Raw genomic sequence first — 18,498 nt, 5'->3', positions numbered from 1 at the left:
TTTTAAGGGAAAATCTAAGCATAAATAATGTACTAGATATTCATTATGCGTTAGAAGTTGTCACCTCAAATAAAAGAATGATACGCGGTAAGGTCATCCGCAAGTGTTTGAGACAGGACTACATTTATTTAAAAATGTTTTTGCGATACTTTGAATAAGTAGACGTTAGTGAACGAGTTTTGCGGATGACAATGGTTTTGGGTACTTTTGCCGAAACAAAAGTACCTCCAGCCGAAGGCTAATTCCTTTATTTAAACCCTAGATGTAAGACTCCGTCGAATAGACTTAAAAATCATTTTTAAAATGCGAAATTACTTTTATGTGCGTAACATTAGTTAGTATTTAAGATAGTAGAAAACCTTAGATCGGTTTAATCATTGCGTTGTTGTACAACTATAGCGACTTCTTCAGGTTCAATTTTCTGAATCTTTTTCCCAAAACTACGCAGCCACCATGTTAACTGAGAGGTAAATGGTACTGTTGCACTAACTTCAACCCAGCCATCTTCGGTTTTTTGAATCACTTGATCTTTACTTAGCTGACTTTCTTCAAAATAAACTGCTTCTGATTCCGACATGGTTAATTTGAGCTGAATCATTTCAGTCGGCTTATTGAAGTCCACACGGAAGCCAAGCGCTCCAGAGTCAATATAGGCATCAATATCAAAATCGACAGGGTGTAATGCACGTGAATTTAAGACTGTAGCTGATTTAAAACGATGTAAAGCAAAGGTTTGGATGTCTGTTTTGTCATGACGTGTGCACACCAAATAAATAATTGCACCTTTTTGGACCAACGCCAGTGGATTTAAAATATAGGTCTTTTCTTCGCTTTGTTGTCCACGACCTTGATATAGACATTCCAGTTGTTTGTCTTGTAGTAAGCCTTCATAAATCGATTGCTGTGCGACTTTTTCAACCACAGGAGGAATCAATGGCTGAGTAGCTGGCACGATCCGCACGCGGTTAATCCACTGACGGACATTATTTTGCGACGACAGACTTCGACGTGCGAGGTCAAACCAAGGATTCATTTCTTCAATTAAGCTTGGCGGAAGCAAATGCTTTAGATGCTCCTCAACCATCATAAAGGTGACCGCTTGTGAGCTGGTCATATGAGGCAGGCTTTGAATCGGTGCATCAGAACGCCAACGCCAGCCTTGCGGCGTTGTTTTACTGCTCTCAATTGGGAAACGTAGAGAAATTTGATTTAAGTCACGCTGAATGGTGCGTAGGCTGATATCAATGCCTTCACGGTTCAGTATTTCTTGTAATTCACGGGTACCCATCCACTTACCTGTGGACAGTCGTGAAAGAATTTGCCACTGACGATAGAGGCTGTTCGACGTTTCTTTTTCTTGTGAAGACATAATCTAGTGCTTGAACTTGGACTTAAATGAATAAAATGATGCTGTGGGACACAATAAGAAATCTTCCTGCGTTAAGCAAGTCTTCATCTAAAAAAACTAAGATGATTTTAATAACGCAATTTGACACAACTTGAGCAGTTACATGCTGTACCACTTTGCAAAAATGATGCGTAAATAATCAAAGAGAAGCAGCATATGTATTGATGGCATATATATTGCTTTATCTGATTTACAAAACATGACAAAAACATGGAGTTGCTATGCTGAAAGAAAATCGTAATACAACTTCAAATGGAATTGAGGGTTATGAGGCAAAGTTGGTTAATACTTCTGTCTCTACATTAAAAACTTTACCACTTGCTCGAGGATATGCGCTGTTTAATCAATTCAATTCGGATTTTTTTAATGAAATGCGCGACAGCAAAACGGTAGCTAAAGAATCATGCCAACGGATAGAGCAGTGGTTATCACAGCATACGCTTGATGAATTGAAGCAACTAAATCAGGTTGCAAAACAACATTTTCTCTATGAAGGCATTACTTTTACAGTGTATGGCGAAGATGAGGGCATTGAACGCACCATACCTTATGATCTTATTCCGCGTGTGATTGCACGAAAGGAATGGAATAATTTATCTCTAGGTTGCGCACAGCGCGTGAAAGCACTCAATCTGTTTTTACATGATGTCTATCATCAACAAGATATTTTAAAAGCAGGAATTATTCCTGAACTGCAAGTCTTAACCCATGAAGCCTATTTGCCACAAATGTATATGCATGGGCTAAAAGGTAAAATTTATAGCCAAATCAGTGGCATTGATATCATCCGAGATCAATCAGGCGAATTTTACGTCCTTGAGGATAATCTTAGAACACCGTCTGGTGTGTCGTATATGCTAGAAAGCCGTAAGATCAGTCAAAAACTGATGCCTGAACTTTGCCAGCAAAGCAACATCATGGGGATTGAGCAGTATCCGCAGCTTTTACGTGAAATTCTTGCAGAAAATGCCTACGTCGATAACCCGTTTATCGTGGTTTTAACCCCAGGGCGTTTTAACAGTGCGTATTATGAACATGCCTTTTTGGCAAGGGAGATGGATGTACCCTTAGTGACATCGCGTGACCTTTATGTAGAAAACGATAAGGTTTATGTGAAAACCATCAAAGGTCGACAACAGGTTGATGTAATTTATCGTCGTGTGGATGATGCTTTCCTCGATCCATTATGTTTCAAACCTGACAGTACTTTGGGCGTAGCGGGGCTCATGTCAGCGTATATGCAGCATAATGTGGTCATTGCAAATGCACCGGGAACAGGCGTAGCAGATGATAAATCGATTTATCCATATGTGGATAAAATGATTCATTTCTATTTAGGCGAACAAGCGATCCTGAAAAATGTGCCGACCTATCAATGTCGTGAGCAGAACGACTTGGATTATGTGCTGTCGAATATCGAAAAATTGGTGGTCAAAGAAGCACAGGGTTCAGGTGGATACGGCATGCTGATCGGTCCACAAGCTTCTTTACAAGAATTAAATAGCTTTAAAGATAAAGTGGCCGCAGCACCACATTTATATATTGCACAGCCGACTTTAAATTTATCTGTCAGCCCAACCCTAAGTGAGGCGGGTGTTTCGGAACGCCATATCGATTTACGCCCATTTGTACTGAGTTCACCATATCGAACTGAAATTGTACCGGGTGGCTTAACTCGTGTCGCGATGCAAGCAGGTTCATTGGTAGTGAATTCTTCTCAAGGCGGCGGCATTAAAGATACGTGGGTAGTAGACGATTTACGCTCATAGCACTCCAGTGAAGGAGCAAAACATGATTTTATTAAACAGTAATGCAGAACATATTTTTTGGTTGGGGCGTTATTTAGCACGTACTCAATATTTATGCAGTATTTTCCCTTTTCAAGATGTTGATACGGCATTGAACTATGCACATGCTTTTTGTTTGCCAGCATTTGATGCCGACTCAATGAATGAGTTAGTTTTAAATGCGGAGCAGCCGGCGTCATTTTCCAGCCAATTTCAATATGCGCAAAGTAATATTCAGGACTTAAGGGGTGTACTTTCAGCAAAAAGTTATGCAGAACTCAGCCGTTTAATTCGTAATGCGAGTGATAACCCAGGTTATATCTGTGACGTGGTAACAGATTGCCAAGATGTTTTAGAGTCCGAATCTGAAGATGTATTTTTATTTTTTAGTTTAGGACAAGCCATAGAGCAGCTTGATCGCCAGTTACGCATGCAGCAGGACATTCAACACACCCTAGCGAAGATTGAACATATTGTCATGGCTTTGGTTCAGTTTGGATGGGAAAGCGTGCAAGAGGCATGGTTGGCACTTAAACAGCAGCCGAATAGCCAAAACTTCTACCATTTCAGTGATCATATCCAAAATATGTTTGAGGTGGCTGTATGAGGCTCATGATCAACCATCAGACCCATTATGTTTACACTGATGTGGTAAACAGAAGCATTCAATATATCAAAATGACCCCGTCCACCAATGCACACCAACAGGTGCAAAATTGGGATGTGAGTGTGCCGGGGCAGCGTGATATGCAATTGGATACTTTTGGTAATGTGTGGTTGACCACAACGCAGCGCGAACCTTATCTGCAAATGACCATTATGGCGCAGGGCATCGTAGAGATGAATTTGAGTTCAAATGATTCAAATGCGGATGATTTAAACCCGAAATTGTTTTTACAGCCAACGCCGAGTACGCAGTACGATATTCACATGAAAAGTTTTGCCGATTGCTATGTCCCTCGTATCAATCGTGCCAATCTGATTCGTTTGGCTGAAGCGATATTGGCGCATATTCCCTATGTATCGAATCAAACATCGGTACATACTTCAGCGATTGATGCTTTTCATCATAAGCAAGGGGTATGTCAGGATCATAGCCATGTCATGATCGCAATGTGTCGCTATTTGGGTATTCCTGCACGTTATATTTCTGGGTATTTATTTGTGCCGAATAGTAGCCACCTTGCCAGTCACGCTTGGGTAGAAGTCTATATCGAAAATAAATGGTATTGTTTTGATGTCAGTAATCAGCTATTTACACCACAATCACATATTTATGTTGCGATTGGGCGGGACTACTGGGATGTAGCTCCAGTTCGAGGCGTTCGTGATAAAGGTGGTATTGAGTCTATGAGCTCAATTGTACAAGTGCTGAGTTGTTAATCATTTGAGGGATAAAAATGACCTATTGTTGTGCATTACGGTTAAAAGATGGCATGGTATTTATCAGTGATACACGGACAAATGCAGGTGTTGACCATATTTCAGTTTTTCGCAAACTTTATTCCTTTGGTATTGTGGGTGAGCGATTTATTACCATCCAAACCTCTGGAAATTTAGCCACAACACAAGCGGTCATTGGGCATTTACAAAATCAGCTAGAGGTCAAACAAGAGCCGAATTTATATAGTGTAAATACGATGTTCGAAGTGGCTGAATTGGTCGGGCATACCTTAAAAAAAGTCATCTCAGATGTCACATCAGATACTTTAGAACAAAGTAATTATTACTGTAGTTTATTGGTAGGCGGTCAAATTGGCAGTGCGGATATGCAGTTATATAACATCTATCCACAAGGCAACTTTATTTGTGCAACACCTGATACCCCATATTTTCAAATTGGCGAAAGCAAATATGGCAAGCCGATACTCGACCGAACTTTGCGTTACGATATGCCACTCGATGAAGCAATGCGTTGTAGCTTAATTTCTTTTGATTCAACGATACGCTCAAATGTATCTGTAGGTATGCCTTTAGATGCTTTGGTTTATAAAAAGGACAGTTTAGAAATACCAAATGGTAAGCGCATTTATGAAGAGGACCCATATTTCACCATGATCAGTAAAGGCTGGTCAGAAGCATTGCGTCAGGGTTTGATTGAATTGGCAAAACCAACAGCTGACTATTTTCAATAACCATTTGATCAACAAATCGATCAATTTAAAAAGTGAATAAAAAAAGCGAGATAAAAAAAAGCCCAGATTTGATCTGGGCTTTTTGATTTGGCGTAATTAAGCTAATTTACGTACAGGGCGCGCGCTCATACGGCATAATAATTCATAGCCAATGGTTCCGTTCGCTTCTGCAACGTCATCAACCAGACGATCTTTGCCCCAAAGCTCAACTTCAGTGCCTATCGGTGCATGCATACCGGTGATATCAATCGCAATCATATCCATGGCAACACGGCCAATCACACGCGTTTTCTGTCCATGGATGGATACATAGTTTTGTTTAGGGAAGGCACGTGGATAACCGTCACCATAACCAATCGACACAATCGCAAGATTCATTTCTTGTTCTGCAACGAAAGTCGATCCATAACCCACAGATTCACCAGCTTGAATGGTATTTAAAGCAATCACTTCAGCGGTAAAGGTCATCACCGGTTTAAGATCTAATGCTTCTACAGAACGGTCTGAGAAAGGTGTCGCGCCATATAGCATGATGCCTGGGCGAACAAAATCAAAATTCAGTTCTGGCCATTTGAAAATCGCAGCCGAGTTACAGCACGAACCCATGATTGGCGCACAAGCTTCTTTTACGTGTAAGAATTGTTCACGTTGTTGGTCATTTAAAGGATGATTTTCTGCGTCTGCATTGGCAAAGTGCATCGCCAGTACGCAAGTAAAACCTTCCGCCTTTAAAGCATTAATGACATCAATAATTTCAGGCACTTTAAAACCTAAACGGTTCATACCGCTGTTGAGTTTGACCCAAACTTTCAGACCTTGAGCGATATAGGCCTCTTTATGCGCACGTAACCAATCTAGTTGTTGCTGATGATGCACCACACATTCAATTTTTTTATCGATGATAATTTGCATTTCATCATCTGAGAAAATGCCTTCAATCAACGTAATGGGTTGTTCATAACCCAGTTCACGAATTTCTAAGGCTTCTTCTAGGCAGGCAACACCGAAGGCATCACTGTCTTTTAAGGCTGCTAAGCAGTCTTTAACTCCATGTCCATAAGCATTGGCTTTCACCATACTTACAATTTTAGCGGTTGGGGCAAGTTGTTTGACACGGTTTAAATTATATTGAAGTGCTTGTTGATCAATATAAACTGTAGCTTGGCGCACCCTAAATACTCCTACAGGGTCGATGAATTAATGGATGATAAAAAGTCTTTACTCTTCATCATCATACTGAGCATAAAACTCAGGGGAGAGGTTACTAAATTTGGTGTATTGACCTTCAAAGGCAAGACGCACAGTACCAATTGGACCGTTACGCTGTTTACCAATAATAATTTCTGCAGTACCCGCTTCTTTAGATTCTTTGTTATAAACCTCGTCGCGGTAAATAAACATGATCAAATCGGCATCCTGCTCGATTGCACCTGATTCACGTAAGTCGGACATCACTGGGCGTTTATTAGGACGGTTTTCCAGTGATCGGTTCAACTGTGACAGTGCAATTACTGGGCAGTGCATTTCTTTAGCCAGTGCTTTTAAGCTTCGGGAAATTTCTGAGATCTCGCCAACACGGTTATCGCCCATACCGGGTACTTTCATAAGCTGCAAGTAATCGACCATGATGCAGCCAAGTTTACCGCCGTGCATTTTGGCAATTCGGCGCGCGCGGGCACGTACTTCCGTTGGAGGTAGTGCAGACGAGTCATCGATATACAAATTCTTTTCTTGGAGATGCACAATGGTACTGGTTACTTTCGACCATTCATCTGCATCCATTTTACCTGCACGTAAATGCCCTTGGTGTACACGACCGAACGAGGATATCAAACGCATGGCAATTGAGTCTGCAGGCATCTCCATGGAATAAACCAGAGCGGGCAGGTTGTTATTAAACAGCACACTTTCAACCAAGTTCATGGCAAAAGTAGTTTTACCCATCGATGGACGGGCCGCCACAATAATCAAATCGCCTGCTTGCATACCTGAGGTTTTATTATCAAGTTCTACAAATCCAGTGGTTAAACCCGTGATACTGCCTTCAGTTTGAGAAAGTTCATTCAACTTATCAAATACACTAGCAACGACAGAGTTAATGGCTTTAGGGCCTTGAGCTTTGGCGTTGTTGTTGTGTTGCTCGGCAATAGAGAAAATATTAGTTTCTGCTAGATCTAAAATTTCACTGACCGTACGACCTTTGGTGTCATAGGCATTTTGTAAAATCTCCGAGCTGACTTTAATCATGCTGCGTAAAGTTGAAAACTCTTTAATTTTTGCAGCATAAGTTTCAAGGTTATAGAAACTAGAAGGTGAATCTGACATCAGTTGCATCAGGTATTCTTCGCCACCAGCAGCATCGAGCAAGTTTTGTTTAATTAGCCAGTCATTGACTAAGACCGCATCATAAGGTGAGCTATCTTTTGATAGTTGATCGATTGCTCGGAAAATATATTTATGACGGGTCGCATAAAAATCAGCTTCAGTCAGTACATCACCCACTTGCTCAAATGATTCTGCAACGGTCATCAGTGCAGCAAGCACAGCTTGTTCAATCGCAAGGTTATGGGGTGGGGTACGAAACTCTTTCAACGAACTTTGTTCTGTCGTTTTTGCTGTTGGCGTAGAGTTTGGCTTGCTGGCATTCGCCTGTGACATAAAAATCCCTGATGCTGAAACCATTTAATGTGATGGAAATGGGTGCTAATTACAGTTTTTTCAACTCTTCATTAAACTGAAATGATAGGCGTTTTCTACAGAAATGCGAACAAGTATTTCCGATTAATTCGTCACACATTGAATTGAATGAAGAGTTGAAAATGTAAAAAAGTGGAGCACTATTTTTTACAGATAAAAAAAGAGCATGCGTAAGCATGCTCTTTTCTTTGCAAGAAATTACTCAGCTACGATAGTAACTAGAACTTCTGCAACAACATCATGATGCAATTGGATTGCAATGTTGAATTCACCAGTGTTGCGAAGCGCACCATTTGGTAAACGAACTTCTGCGCGGTCTACAACAAGACCAGCATTAGTTAACGCGTCAGCGATGTCACGAGTACCGATAGAACCGAATAGTTTACCTTCGTCACCAGCTTTAGCAGTGATTACGATGTTAACTTCGTTCAATTGGTCAGCACGTGCTTGAGCAGCAGCTAATACTTCAGCTTCTTGTTTCTCAAGTTCAGCACGACGAGCTTCAAATGCAGCAGTGTTAGCTTCAGTAGCAGCAACTGCTTTACCTTGAGGGATAAGGAAGTTACGGCCGTAACCAGCTTTAACTGAAACTTTATCGCCTAATTTACCAAGGTTTTTAATGCGTTGTAATAAGATAATATCCACAGCTCAACCTCACTTATGATTGTCAGTGTAAGGGATCAAAGACAAGTAGCGAGCTTGTTTGATAGCAAGCGCTAATTGACGTTGGTAACGAGCTTTAGTACCTGTAATACGGCTAGGAACAATCTTGCCGTTTTCAGTGATGTACTGTTTTAAAGTGTCGATATCTTTGTAGTCGATGTACGTAACGTTCTCAGCTGTAAAGCGGCAGAACTTGCGACGACGGTAAAAACGTGCCATGTTATGTTCTCCTTATGCTTCAGCAGAGTCTTGAGCTTGTTGTGCTTCTTCACGTTGAGCTTTACGCGCACGTTTTTCTTCAGCACTCTTAGCCAATAGTGACTCTTCAGTGATAGCGTTTTCACGACGGATGATAAGGCTACGAATGATTGCATCGTTGTAACGGAACAATTCTTCTAGCTCATCAAGAGTAGTTTGACCACACTCAACATTCATAAGAATGTAGTGAGCTTTGTGGATCTTGTTGATTGGGTAAGCCAATTGACGACGACCCCAGTCTTCAAGACGGTGGATTTGACCTTCAGCTTCTTTGATGTGAGTTAGGTAACGTTCTACCATACCCACAACTTGATCGCTTTGGTCTGGATGTACCAATAGTACGATTTCGTAGTGACGCATTGTCAGCTCCTTACGGTTTAGGCAGCCCCAATCATTAATTGATTGAAGCAAGGAGTCACAACCAAAGTTGTGTCGCAATAATTGCGAAGCGTGAATTCTAGAGCGTTTAGGTTTGAAATACAAGGCATGGATTTAAAATGCATGAATTATTTATGGTTTAAGGCCGATTAGCGGTACGCAATAAAAACACCACATAACCTTTGAAATAAGGATCTTGAATTAAATGTTTGGGTGCTTGCCAAAGGCCATTTTGTACAAGGCCTATTTTATAAGGTAGTTTCAATTTTGAGACTTTATTCAAATAGCTCGTGTAATTCTCGATCGTGACACTACCACGATAAGTTTGAATAGCGATCTCATCAATATTGCGTCGCAAAACACTGAGCGTTTGCTGATCTTGAATATTTGTCCAATCCATTAAACCAGTAATGCTTAAACGATATTTTTGAGGTAGTTGCTTTCGTATATTTTCAAGGAATAAGGCATATTGATGAATGTTTTTAGTTTTTGCGTCAAAATCGATTTGTAAGCCTTGGATCTGATTGCCGTTATTTTCCCAATGTTTTAGCCGCTGCAAAATTTGCTGAATATTGCTATTTGACCATTGTAAATGATGGCTACGGATTACAATCCAAATTTTCTGCTGTGGTTTATGGAGGACTTGAATGCCTTGAGGGATAAACTCGGATCGTTTTAAAGGTTTATTCCAATTCAATTCACCTTGTAAAATATAGAGCTCCGTGGCTTGCTGTAAGTAGGGGCTACTAGAAATATTGCCCCAAATCCAAAAACTTGAATAATGTGCTGCATCAACACGTTGCTGTAATTTGGTTTGAGCCTGTTGTGTTTTTCCAGATTGGGCAGGTGTGCAAGCAGAGCACAAACCTATACTCAAGATAAGCAAAAGTCGAAATGTTCTTGACCACTTGATCACCTGCAAAATCATCATCAATTACCAATAATATTTTAGAGATTTAGCCCAGCTGGTTTCTGGATAGTCGCGTTTGATTTGATCAAACCATTGTTTTCGAACCGACTTATTTACATCTTTGTCTTGGCATTCATTATTGCCACTTGGCGCATAACATTGAATGGCACGGTACAGCGCATAAGCCGTTAATTCAGATTTTGTCCCTGTTTTAATAATGTTTTTATATACATCGCCACGGGCAAAATAAGTCCCCTTGAAACTTTGCAGTGAATGATCAGGCAGGTAGTTGAGATTTAGTATGGTATAGGCTTGTGAACTACGCGCATATTCACCTAAGCATAAATTAAGGCTCAAGTCTTTTGGGTTGACTTGCAATTGTTGGGTCAAAGTTGCCAAGTCAGGACATTTAATCGAATTGCTCACGCTTGCACCTTTCCATAAGAAATTTGCAAATGATGGCTGATTGCGAAACTTCTCCGCAGTGTTTTGTTCAGTATTAAATTGAGCCGCGTTGCTTGGTAATTCACGGTACGCTTGGTTAAATAAATCAAAGTTTTGATAAGCCAATGACTTATTTAGTAGGGTATAAAGCGCTACATTTTTTTGATCTTGTGTGGCTACGTTATTTTTGACCACAGACATTAAACTTTGTTCATTCGCTGCATCGACTAAATATTGTTGCTGTAGATAAGCTTGCTTGATTTTGGCTAAAGAACCAATAAATTGTGCAGTATTTTGCTGTTGAGCATAGTAACGATACAGCATAAGTTCAGCCAATCCACGTTGTTCGGCGGTTTTGCTGATGGAAAGTAGGTTTTCCCAATATTTTTGAGTGGCCTGATTTCGCCCACTAGCTTCCAGAATACGGCCTTTAAGTAGTAACTGACTCAACTGTAGATAACTGTTGATGCTGCTCGGTGCTCGTTGTGGCAGATATTTGAGTGCTTCTTGTGCTTTGTTTTGCACATAAAATAAGTGATTTGCCTGCAAATACTGGAACAGTTCTGGTGAATCTTTAAAATAATTTTTCTGTGCGTTTAACTCAGCCCATGAAATGACCACATCATCTGCCGTTTCTTTTTTGCGCATATGCATAAGGTCATAAATGCTAAGAAAAAATGGATCTTTCAAATTTTTGACATTGAGTCTATTACTTTGAAAAACATGTCGATCTAATTCATAAGGTAGATTTGGCAATTCTAAATTATAGACGCTAGATGTTGGATGATTGATTTGCCAGACATATTCATTGATCAGTAAATCGTGTTTACCACTCAGCCAAAAACCACGTCTTAATAAACCGCGTGCGCTTGCTGCATATTGACCCTGCGGATAGAGCTTAAAGTACTGAGTAATGTTATTAAAAAAAGTGGTTAATAAGTTTTGATTGAGTTTGTCATGTACTAAATCACCATATTCACCAACACCACTTTGATAGGCTTCATTTAAGGTGCTACGAATCAGCATATATTGAGAAGTTTCTTTTAACCACGCTTGATCAACATTGGTTAGTACTGAATATATCTTAGTCGCTGTGGAAAAGTTAGCATTATAAAAAGAGATCGTTGCATTTAGATAGGATACATATTGACGTGCAGCGGCAGACCAATTTGGATTCACGCTCAGTAAAGCTAATGTGTTTTCACAATTATTAATTTTTTCACGCTCATGGATCAACATGTCTTTTTCACTGCTTGAAAGCTTAGTGTCCGTTTTGACTTGTTGAATAAACGCGTGCGCACCATTTTGCAGGCTATTGCAATGTTCGTTATAACTTAAATCTGGTGCTTTTAGCGGTTTGCGCGCATTTGGCAATTTATTGTGGCTATTCACTAAAAGACTGGAAACTTCAAAAGGAACTTTGCTATAGCTAGTTGTCCATAAAGTGGATTTTTCTTCTTGAATATTAAATTTGGCAATACCTAAATCGCTAAGCAACAGCAGCATATTGGTTTGATTGTCATTTGCCGGCGTGAGCGCAGGCAATTCATTGCATGCAGTATAGGCATTGGTCTGAATTTCTGTCGAAGGTTCACAATAGACATCCATACCTGCATGACTGTGTGCACTAAAGAAAATGCCAAAAGGAATAAATGATGTGAAAAGAGCAGAGCGAAGAATTTTTTGTTGAGAAGACATAAGGCACAGTTATTTATAATTGTAGGTGCAATGATATCAAGTAGGGAAAGTTGATTGAAGATGCCTAGAAATAAAAAAGATAGAGTAAAACTCTATCTTTTTAAAAAAATACAATTGGCTTTAGAGGGGCAGTGGAAGTGAAACTAAAAATTAAACTAATCACTGTGATCAATTTGACTGAAAACATGAAATATTGTTTTGCCCAAATTTGATCATCTTCAGCTTTGAATCCTTGAATGGTTAAATAAATCCAATACAGACTTAAGGCATTCAGGATAATCATATAAATCCAATTGGCATAACCATAAAAGTATAAACCATTCATGGTCATGCAGAACAAAAACACATAAACCAAAGACTCAACTTTGGTACGGTGAATTGAACGAGCTACAGGTAAAATTGGAATACCTGCATTTTTGTAATCATCAAATCGGTAAACAGCAATTCCCCAAGAATGAGGCATTTGCCAAAATGCATAACCAATAAAAATCAGTAATGCACCTAAATCAAACTGGTTTGCAACAGCCGTATACCCGATTACAGGTGGCGCTGCGCCAGAAAGACTGCCGATAATGGTTTGATGGATTGTTGTTCGTTTTGTCCATAAGCTATAAAAACCAACGTATACGACAAAACCAATAACAGCAAAAAGAAAAGCGTAAGCATTTACCCAGAACCATAAAATGCTAAAACCAATTACACCTAAAACTAAAGCAAAAACTAAAGCAACAGGAATCGAGATTGATTTTTTAACCATCGCACGATTTTGTGTGCGTTGCATTTTTGAGTCGATGTCTTGGTCAATAACGTTATTGACAACACATCCAGAAGCGACCACAAAGAGGGTGCCTAAGAGGGTAAGAAGCAACAGAAGGAAATCTACAGAACCTTGGGCAGCTACAAAGTAGCCACCCAAAGCGGTAACAAAGTTACCAAAGAGAATTCCTGGTTTAGTCAGGAATAAATACTTTTTCAGCATGACGACCAGTTTAGATCATCATGTTGAAGTGAAGGTAGTTCATAATCCACACAGAACCTACTAAAAGGATAGCAATTGTGAGGATTGTATAAACAAATGCAATCACGTTCCAGCGTTGCTCTGAAGAAGAGTTCATATGCAGGAAGTACACTAACTGAATAAGAACCTGAGCAACCGCAGTAATCGCGATTACGGCAACCAATAGACCGCGGCTAAAACCACCTGCCATTACCATACCGAATGGAATTACGGTAAGTAGAACAGAAAGGATAAAACCGATTGTATATTGTTTAACGTTACCGTGAGCTGCACCAGCAGAGTTATGATCGTGACTCATTAGATAACTCCCATCAAGTAAACAACGCTGAATACGCAGATCCAAACGATGTCAAGGAAGTGCCAGAACAAGCTTAGGCAAGCAAGACGACGAGTGTTTGGAAGTGTCAAACCATATTTCTTGATTTGGAACATCAACACAAGCATCCATACCAAACCAGAAGTTACGTGAATACCGTGCGTACCAACTAAAGTAAAGAACGCAGATAAGAACGCACTTGTGCTTGGGCCATGACCAGCATGAACTAAATGATTGAATTCATAAAGTTCCATGCCAATGAAGGCTGCACCAAATACCCAAGTAACTGCTAACCAAGTTAAAACTTGACCAACATTTTTCTTGTATGCTGCAAGAACAGCAAAACCAAAAGTTACAGAAGAGATAAGAAGGGCGAAAGTTTCAGTTAAAACGAAACCTAAAGATTCACCAAACAGCTCTTGTGCACTTGGCGTACCCACTGGAACGTGGCTACTTAATACAGCGAACGCGATGAAGAGTGTCCCGAAAAGAACCAAGTCACTCATCAAGTAAGTCCAGAAACCAAAGACAGTGATGTCAGTATCATCGTGATGATGATGTTCGTCATGTCCGTGGTTGTCGTGATGAAGTACTTCAGCCATTGTCTTAGTCCTTCTTCAAATGTTTTTCAAGAAGCGCGTAGCGTTCATTTTCAATACGTTCAACTTCTGCAGCTGGAACATAGTAGTCAACTTTCTTAGTGAAAGAAGAAACGATGAAGCTGATAATTGAAGCAATGAAAGTTACAACGACTAACCACCAGATATGCCAGATTAATGCGAAGCCCATAACTGTAATAAACATTGCAATTACGAAACCTGCCGCACGGTTTGTAGGCATATGGATGTCTTCGTATGTAGTTGGCTTAGCGTAAGCAACACCATTTTCTTTGTCAGTCCAGAAAGTATCAATACCATTGATCTTTGGAAGATAAGCAAAGTTATAGAATGGTGAAGGAGATGAAGTAGCCCACTCAAGAGTACGACCATCCCAGATATCGCCAGTAACGTCCATGTTGTCTTTGCGTTGAAGGAAACCAACAACGATTTGCATAACAAAACAGAAGATACCGATAGCAACCAATACAGAACCAAATAAAGCGATCGCTAAGTACGGATCCCATTCAGGGTTGTCATATGTATTCAAACGACGAGTCATACCCATGAAACCAAGGATATAAAGTGGCATGAATGCAAAGTAGAAACCGAAGAACCAGAACCAGAACGCTGCTTTACCCCAAGTTTCATTTAGTTTCCAACCAAACATTTTTGGCCAGTAGAAAATGATACCCGCGAACATCGCGAACACAACACCACCAATAATTACGTTATGGAAGTGAGCGATAAGGAATAAAGAGTTGTGTACTAAGAAGTCCGCTGGTGGAACTGCCATTAATACGCCTGTTAAACCACCAATACCGAAAGTCACAAGGAAGCCAAGTGTCCAAAGCATTGGAGTTGTATAGGTGATGCGGCCCTTGTACATGGTGAATAACCAAGAGAAGATTTTCACACCAGTTGGGATCGCAATGATCATGGTCATGATACCGAAGAACGCGTTAACGTTGGCACCAGCACCCATTGTAAAGAAGTGGTGAACCCAAACAACCAGTGAAAGAACACCAATTGCTACAGTTGCGTACACCATAGATTTGTAGCCGAACAACGCTTTGCGTGAGAACACAGCAGTAACTTCTGAGTAAATACCAAAAGCAGGTAATACCAAGATGTAAACTTCTGGGTGACCCCAAGTCCAAATCAAGTTTACATACAACATTGGGCTACCACCCATGTCATTTGTAAAGAAGTGGAAGCCGAAGTAACGGTCAAGTGAAAGCATTGCAATAGTCGCAGTCAAAACTGGGAAAGTTGCAACGATAAGCACTACAGTAACTAATGCAGTCCAAGTGAAAATAGGCATGTCCATAAGTTTCATGCCAGGCGCACGCATTTTGATGATGGTAACGAAGAAGTTAACACCAGTAAGAAGCGTACCTAGACCAGAAACTTGAAGTGCCCAGATATAGTAGTCTACACCTACACCTGGAGAGTATTCGATGCCAGAAAGTGGAGGGTAAGCCATCCAACCTGTTGCAGCGAATTCACCAATTGCAAGAGAAGCCATCATTAAGCCCGCAGCGCCGGCAAATAACCAGAAGCTTAGAGAGTTTAATAATGGGAATGCTACGTCACGCGCACCAATTTGAAGTGGTACAGCAACGTTCATTAAACCAACAACTAGACCCATTGCTACGAAGAAGATCATGATTACGCCGTGGGCAGTAAAGATCTGGTCATAGTGTTCTGGGTGTAAGTAACCTTCACCGCCACCTTTTGCAAGGAACAGTTGAAGACGCATCATAATCGCATCGGCAAAACCACGCACAAGCATGACAATTGACACGAGGATATACATGATACCAATTTTTTTATGGTCTACAGATGTGAACCATTCGTTCCACAAGTAGCCCCATTTTTTAAAGTAGGTGATACCAGCAACAACTGCGATACCGCCAAGGATCATCATTGCAACAGTAACCAACACGATTGGATCGTGTGGAATAGCATCTGGTCCTAACTTACCTAATAAGCTCATGTCTTATTCCCCTGCAACAGTCGCATGTTCAACGCCTGCATGAGCTTCAGAAGCAGCAGCTTCGTGTCCAACAGTAGCTGTATGATCAGCACCGTGGTAGTTGCTCATGTATTTGTTAATCACTGATTCGAACAATTTAGGTTCAACTGAAGAATAGTAAGTCACTGGGTGTGGCTTAGTAGGGTAAGGCTTCATTGCTTCAGCTAGAGCCTTCTCTTCAGGAGTAGTTGCTTTGGCAACTAAAACTTCGATCTGGTGTTTAGAACGGTTGCCGTCACGTAAGGTTGCAAATTCAGCTTGGTCTAAAACAGTTTTTTGAACCGCTTCAGGATTAACTGAAGAACCATTACCAGCTTTAACAGCAGAAACCCATTCAGCAAACTGAGCATCAGTCACAGCATGTGCACGGAAGCGCATTTGTGAGAAGCCATAACCTGAATAGTTAGAAGAGAAACCACGGAAGCCTTCAGCAGGACTAGTTTCATCAGCTAATAAGTTCAAGTGAGTTTGCATACCTGCCATAGCATAAATCTGACCACCTAACGCCGGAATGAAAAATGAGTTCATTGTGAAGTTAGATGTTAAACGAAGGCTTACAGGAGTTTTCTCAGGGAAGCGGATCTCGTTTACAGTCGCGATGCCTTGTTCAGGGTAGATGAAGATCCATTTAAATTGTTCAGCAATAACTTGAACAGTTAAAGGAGCTTTATCTGACTCGAGTGGACGGTAAGGGTCATACTTGTGGGAACCCCACCAAGTTAACCAAGCTAAAATAGCGATAATAATTACGGGAATACCCCAAACTACAACTTCAATTGCAGTCGAGTGTGCCCAAGTAGGTGCATAGTCTGCATCTTTATTTGACGCGCGATATTTCCAACCAAACCAAAGAGCCATAAGTGCTGATGGAATAACTACCAACAACATTAGGTAGATCGCAGTAAGCATGAGGTTTGACTGACCTTCAGCAACTGGACCTTTTGAGTTTAGAAGTACCATATCACCACCACACCCAGTTAAGAGTGCAGCGATCGCAGATAAAGACAATACAGCTAAAATTGTTTGTCTCATTTTACAACCTCGGTGAAGAGTCCCATTCCCTAAATTTAAAATTTGGGATAGCGAATAAAGTGTCGCATGATTGTGATTTTTTCAGACATGAAAAAACAGTCACAATGATGCGACACCGCTACGTTGTAGGGCATTATGCCTGATATCGGCAAACTAAGCTATACATAAAGATGCTTTAAATGACTGTATTAAAACCCTATTTTGCTAGTCGGGATTGTATTTTTTTTATCTAAATTTTATTTTAATTTCAATATAATGCACAAAAAAGGGATGAAAAAATCATCCCTGAATAAAAGTGAAAATTATTGGTTTATTACCTTGGTTTTTGCCAATTTGTCATGCAAGGTTTGACGCTTCTTGCCGAAAATAAAAACGGAATCAATGATTACGCTTAATGGCATTGATAAAAAGTTCAGGAAAATAAATAAAACACTGCGTAAAGTGAAGCCACGCATGAGGTTTACAGGTTGACTGGTTTCGGCATCTACAATTTTAATCTTGGTGATTTTTTTACCAATGCTTTGACCTGATTTAGCAATCAAATATGCTTGAATGAAAAGCATAATGAAGAGATACGCAAACATTGCAATCCAAGCTTGGTTGGGAAACATTTCAACCATTTGTGTTTGTAGTGCTTGTAAAACATTGGGGTCAGCATTTGGGGTCATCACAGCTTGCATAAACTGTTCATTCAGATTTGCAAATTGTGTCTTTTCACTTGGACTAAAAAATGCCGTTAAGATAAAAGTTGCTGGTATCCAAAGCAGTAAATCGACGATTTTCGCCAAAACACGTTTAGGAATACTAGCTAGGCTAGTTTGCTCTTGTACCGCTTGAGGCTGTGCATAGGTATTTGATGGCGTAGTTGCAGTTTGATTTGATTCGAATGCTGTTGGTGCAGTATATCCTGCAGGCATATAAACCAACTGACCTTGAGTGAGTTCACCCAAAGCTTTCCATTCGGTCATACCTTGGTGCCAAACCAAGTCCGTGAGTAACACTTGTTGGCTCGCGAGCATTTTGTTAAGTTGTTCTAAGGTGTAGGGACCAGCTTGTTGGTTATTTCGTGCCAAGTAAATCTGCATAAAACTAAAATCTCAAAAAACGTCTGTAAAAGTAT

At 40.3% G+C, this 18,498-nt stretch carries 18 protein-coding genes; 4 read left to right on the top strand and 14 right to left on the bottom strand.

Translation table 11 applies throughout. The features are described 5' to 3' along the window. Positions 1-370 precede the first annotated feature (370 nt). On the bottom strand, positions 371-1,369 hold the full coding sequence (locus FTT88_RS00925) for a YafY family protein (protein ID WP_168377745.1): 999 nt from the start codon (positions 1,367-1,369) through the stop codon (positions 371-373). 260 nt (positions 1,370-1,629) lie between these two features. Here FTT88_RS00925 and FTT88_RS00920 point away from each other — a divergent pair, with 260 nt between their 5' ends. Genes FTT88_RS00920 through FTT88_RS00905 form a run of 4 tightly spaced genes read left to right on the top strand, consistent with a single transcriptional unit; the run spans position 1,630 to position 5,330 of the window. Continuing rightward, positions 1,630-3,177 carry a circularly permuted type 2 ATP-grasp protein gene (locus tag FTT88_RS00920; RefSeq protein ID WP_180022011.1) on the top strand — a complete coding sequence of 516 codons (1,548 nt, stop codon included), beginning with the start codon at positions 1,630-1,632 and terminating at the stop codon, positions 3,175-3,177. 22 nt (positions 3,178-3,199) lie between these two features. Further along, a complete protein-coding gene (locus tag FTT88_RS00915) occupies positions 3,200-3,802 on the top strand; it encodes an alpha-E domain-containing protein (RefSeq protein WP_168377743.1) in 603 nt (200 codons plus the stop codon). Next, a complete protein-coding gene (locus FTT88_RS00910) occupies positions 3,799-4,578 on the top strand; it encodes a transglutaminase family protein (RefSeq protein ID WP_168377742.1) in 780 nt (259 codons plus the stop codon). The genes FTT88_RS00915 and FTT88_RS00910 overlap by 4 nt, the downstream gene beginning before the upstream one ends. Positions 4,579-4,595: 17 nt before the next feature. Further along, the gene (locus FTT88_RS00905; protein ID WP_180010367.1) at positions 4,596-5,330 is read left to right on the top strand and encodes a proteasome-type protease; all 735 of its coding nucleotides are present in this window, start codon (positions 4,596-4,598) and stop codon (positions 5,328-5,330) included. Between the two features lie 96 nt (positions 5,331-5,426). On the opposite strand, the gene alr is transcribed toward FTT88_RS00905, so the two are convergent. The 13 genes from alr to FTT88_RS00840 all read right to left on the bottom strand — a co-directional run bounded on the left by alr (position 5,427) and on the right by FTT88_RS00840 (position 18,463). Continuing rightward, positions 5,427-6,500 (bottom strand): alanine racemase, encoded by a 1,074-nt coding sequence (gene alr / locus FTT88_RS00900; RefSeq protein ID WP_180007907.1) that lies wholly within the window; start codon positions 6,498-6,500, stop codon positions 5,427-5,429. A gap of 48 nt (positions 6,501-6,548) precedes the next feature. After that, the gene (gene dnaB, locus FTT88_RS00895) at positions 6,549-7,988 is read right to left on the bottom strand and encodes a replicative DNA helicase (RefSeq protein WP_078188586.1); all 1,440 of its coding nucleotides are present in this window, start codon (positions 7,986-7,988) and stop codon (positions 6,549-6,551) included. A gap of 237 nt (positions 7,989-8,225) precedes the next feature. Beyond that, complete coding sequence (gene rplI / locus FTT88_RS00890; protein WP_078188585.1) at positions 8,226-8,672, bottom strand: 50S ribosomal protein L9; 447 nt, start codon at positions 8,670-8,672, stop codon at positions 8,226-8,228. 9 nt (positions 8,673-8,681) lie between these two features. Continuing rightward, on the bottom strand, positions 8,682-8,909 hold the full coding sequence (rpsR, locus tag FTT88_RS00885) for a 30S ribosomal protein S18 (RefSeq protein ID WP_004278792.1): 228 nt from the start codon (positions 8,907-8,909) through the stop codon (positions 8,682-8,684). Between the two features lie 12 nt (positions 8,910-8,921). Then, the gene (gene rpsF, locus FTT88_RS00880; protein WP_004696436.1) at positions 8,922-9,308 is read right to left on the bottom strand and encodes a 30S ribosomal protein S6; all 387 of its coding nucleotides are present in this window, start codon (positions 9,306-9,308) and stop codon (positions 8,922-8,924) included. Positions 9,309-9,465: 157 nt separating this feature from the next. Beyond that, positions 9,466-10,254 (bottom strand): DUF3142 domain-containing protein, encoded by a 789-nt coding sequence (locus FTT88_RS00875; RefSeq protein WP_168377858.1) that lies wholly within the window; start codon positions 10,252-10,254, stop codon positions 9,466-9,468. Between the two features lie 6 nt (positions 10,255-10,260). Further along, entirely contained in the window at positions 10,261-12,378 is a 2,118-nt protein-coding gene (locus tag FTT88_RS00870) for a hypothetical protein (RefSeq protein WP_180173634.1), read from the bottom strand. Between the two features lie 100 nt (positions 12,379-12,478). After that, entirely contained in the window at positions 12,479-13,357 is an 879-nt protein-coding gene (gene cyoE / locus FTT88_RS00865) for a heme o synthase (RefSeq protein ID WP_180173633.1), read from the bottom strand. Positions 13,358-13,367: 10 nt separating this feature from the next. Next, complete coding sequence (locus tag FTT88_RS00860; protein WP_078188582.1) at positions 13,368-13,694, bottom strand: cytochrome o ubiquinol oxidase subunit IV; 327 nt, start codon at positions 13,692-13,694, stop codon at positions 13,368-13,370. Then, the gene (gene cyoC / locus FTT88_RS00855; RefSeq protein ID WP_078188581.1) at positions 13,694-14,314 is read right to left on the bottom strand and encodes a cytochrome o ubiquinol oxidase subunit III; all 621 of its coding nucleotides are present in this window, start codon (positions 14,312-14,314) and stop codon (positions 13,694-13,696) included. The genes FTT88_RS00860 and cyoC overlap by 1 nt, the downstream gene beginning before the upstream one ends. A gap of 4 nt (positions 14,315-14,318) precedes the next feature. Further along, positions 14,319-16,307 (bottom strand): cytochrome o ubiquinol oxidase subunit I, encoded by a 1,989-nt coding sequence (cyoB, locus tag FTT88_RS00850; protein WP_067767311.1) that lies wholly within the window; start codon positions 16,305-16,307, stop codon positions 14,319-14,321. A gap of 3 nt (positions 16,308-16,310) precedes the next feature. Further along, the gene (cyoA, locus tag FTT88_RS00845) at positions 16,311-17,378 is read right to left on the bottom strand and encodes a ubiquinol oxidase subunit II (protein WP_078193967.1); all 1,068 of its coding nucleotides are present in this window, start codon (positions 17,376-17,378) and stop codon (positions 16,311-16,313) included. A gap of 302 nt (positions 17,379-17,680) precedes the next feature. Continuing rightward, positions 17,681-18,463 (bottom strand): RDD family protein, encoded by a 783-nt coding sequence (locus tag FTT88_RS00840; protein WP_180173632.1) that lies wholly within the window; start codon positions 18,461-18,463, stop codon positions 17,681-17,683. Positions 18,464-18,498 lie beyond the last annotated feature (35 nt).

It is taken from the genome of Acinetobacter sp. YH01024, assembly GCF_013420195.1.
GTDB lineage: Bacteria > Pseudomonadota > Gammaproteobacteria > Pseudomonadales > Moraxellaceae > Acinetobacter > Acinetobacter amyesii.
The sequence above is the reverse complement of the archived record's forward strand: the minus strand, read 5'-3'. Positions and strand labels throughout refer to the sequence as shown.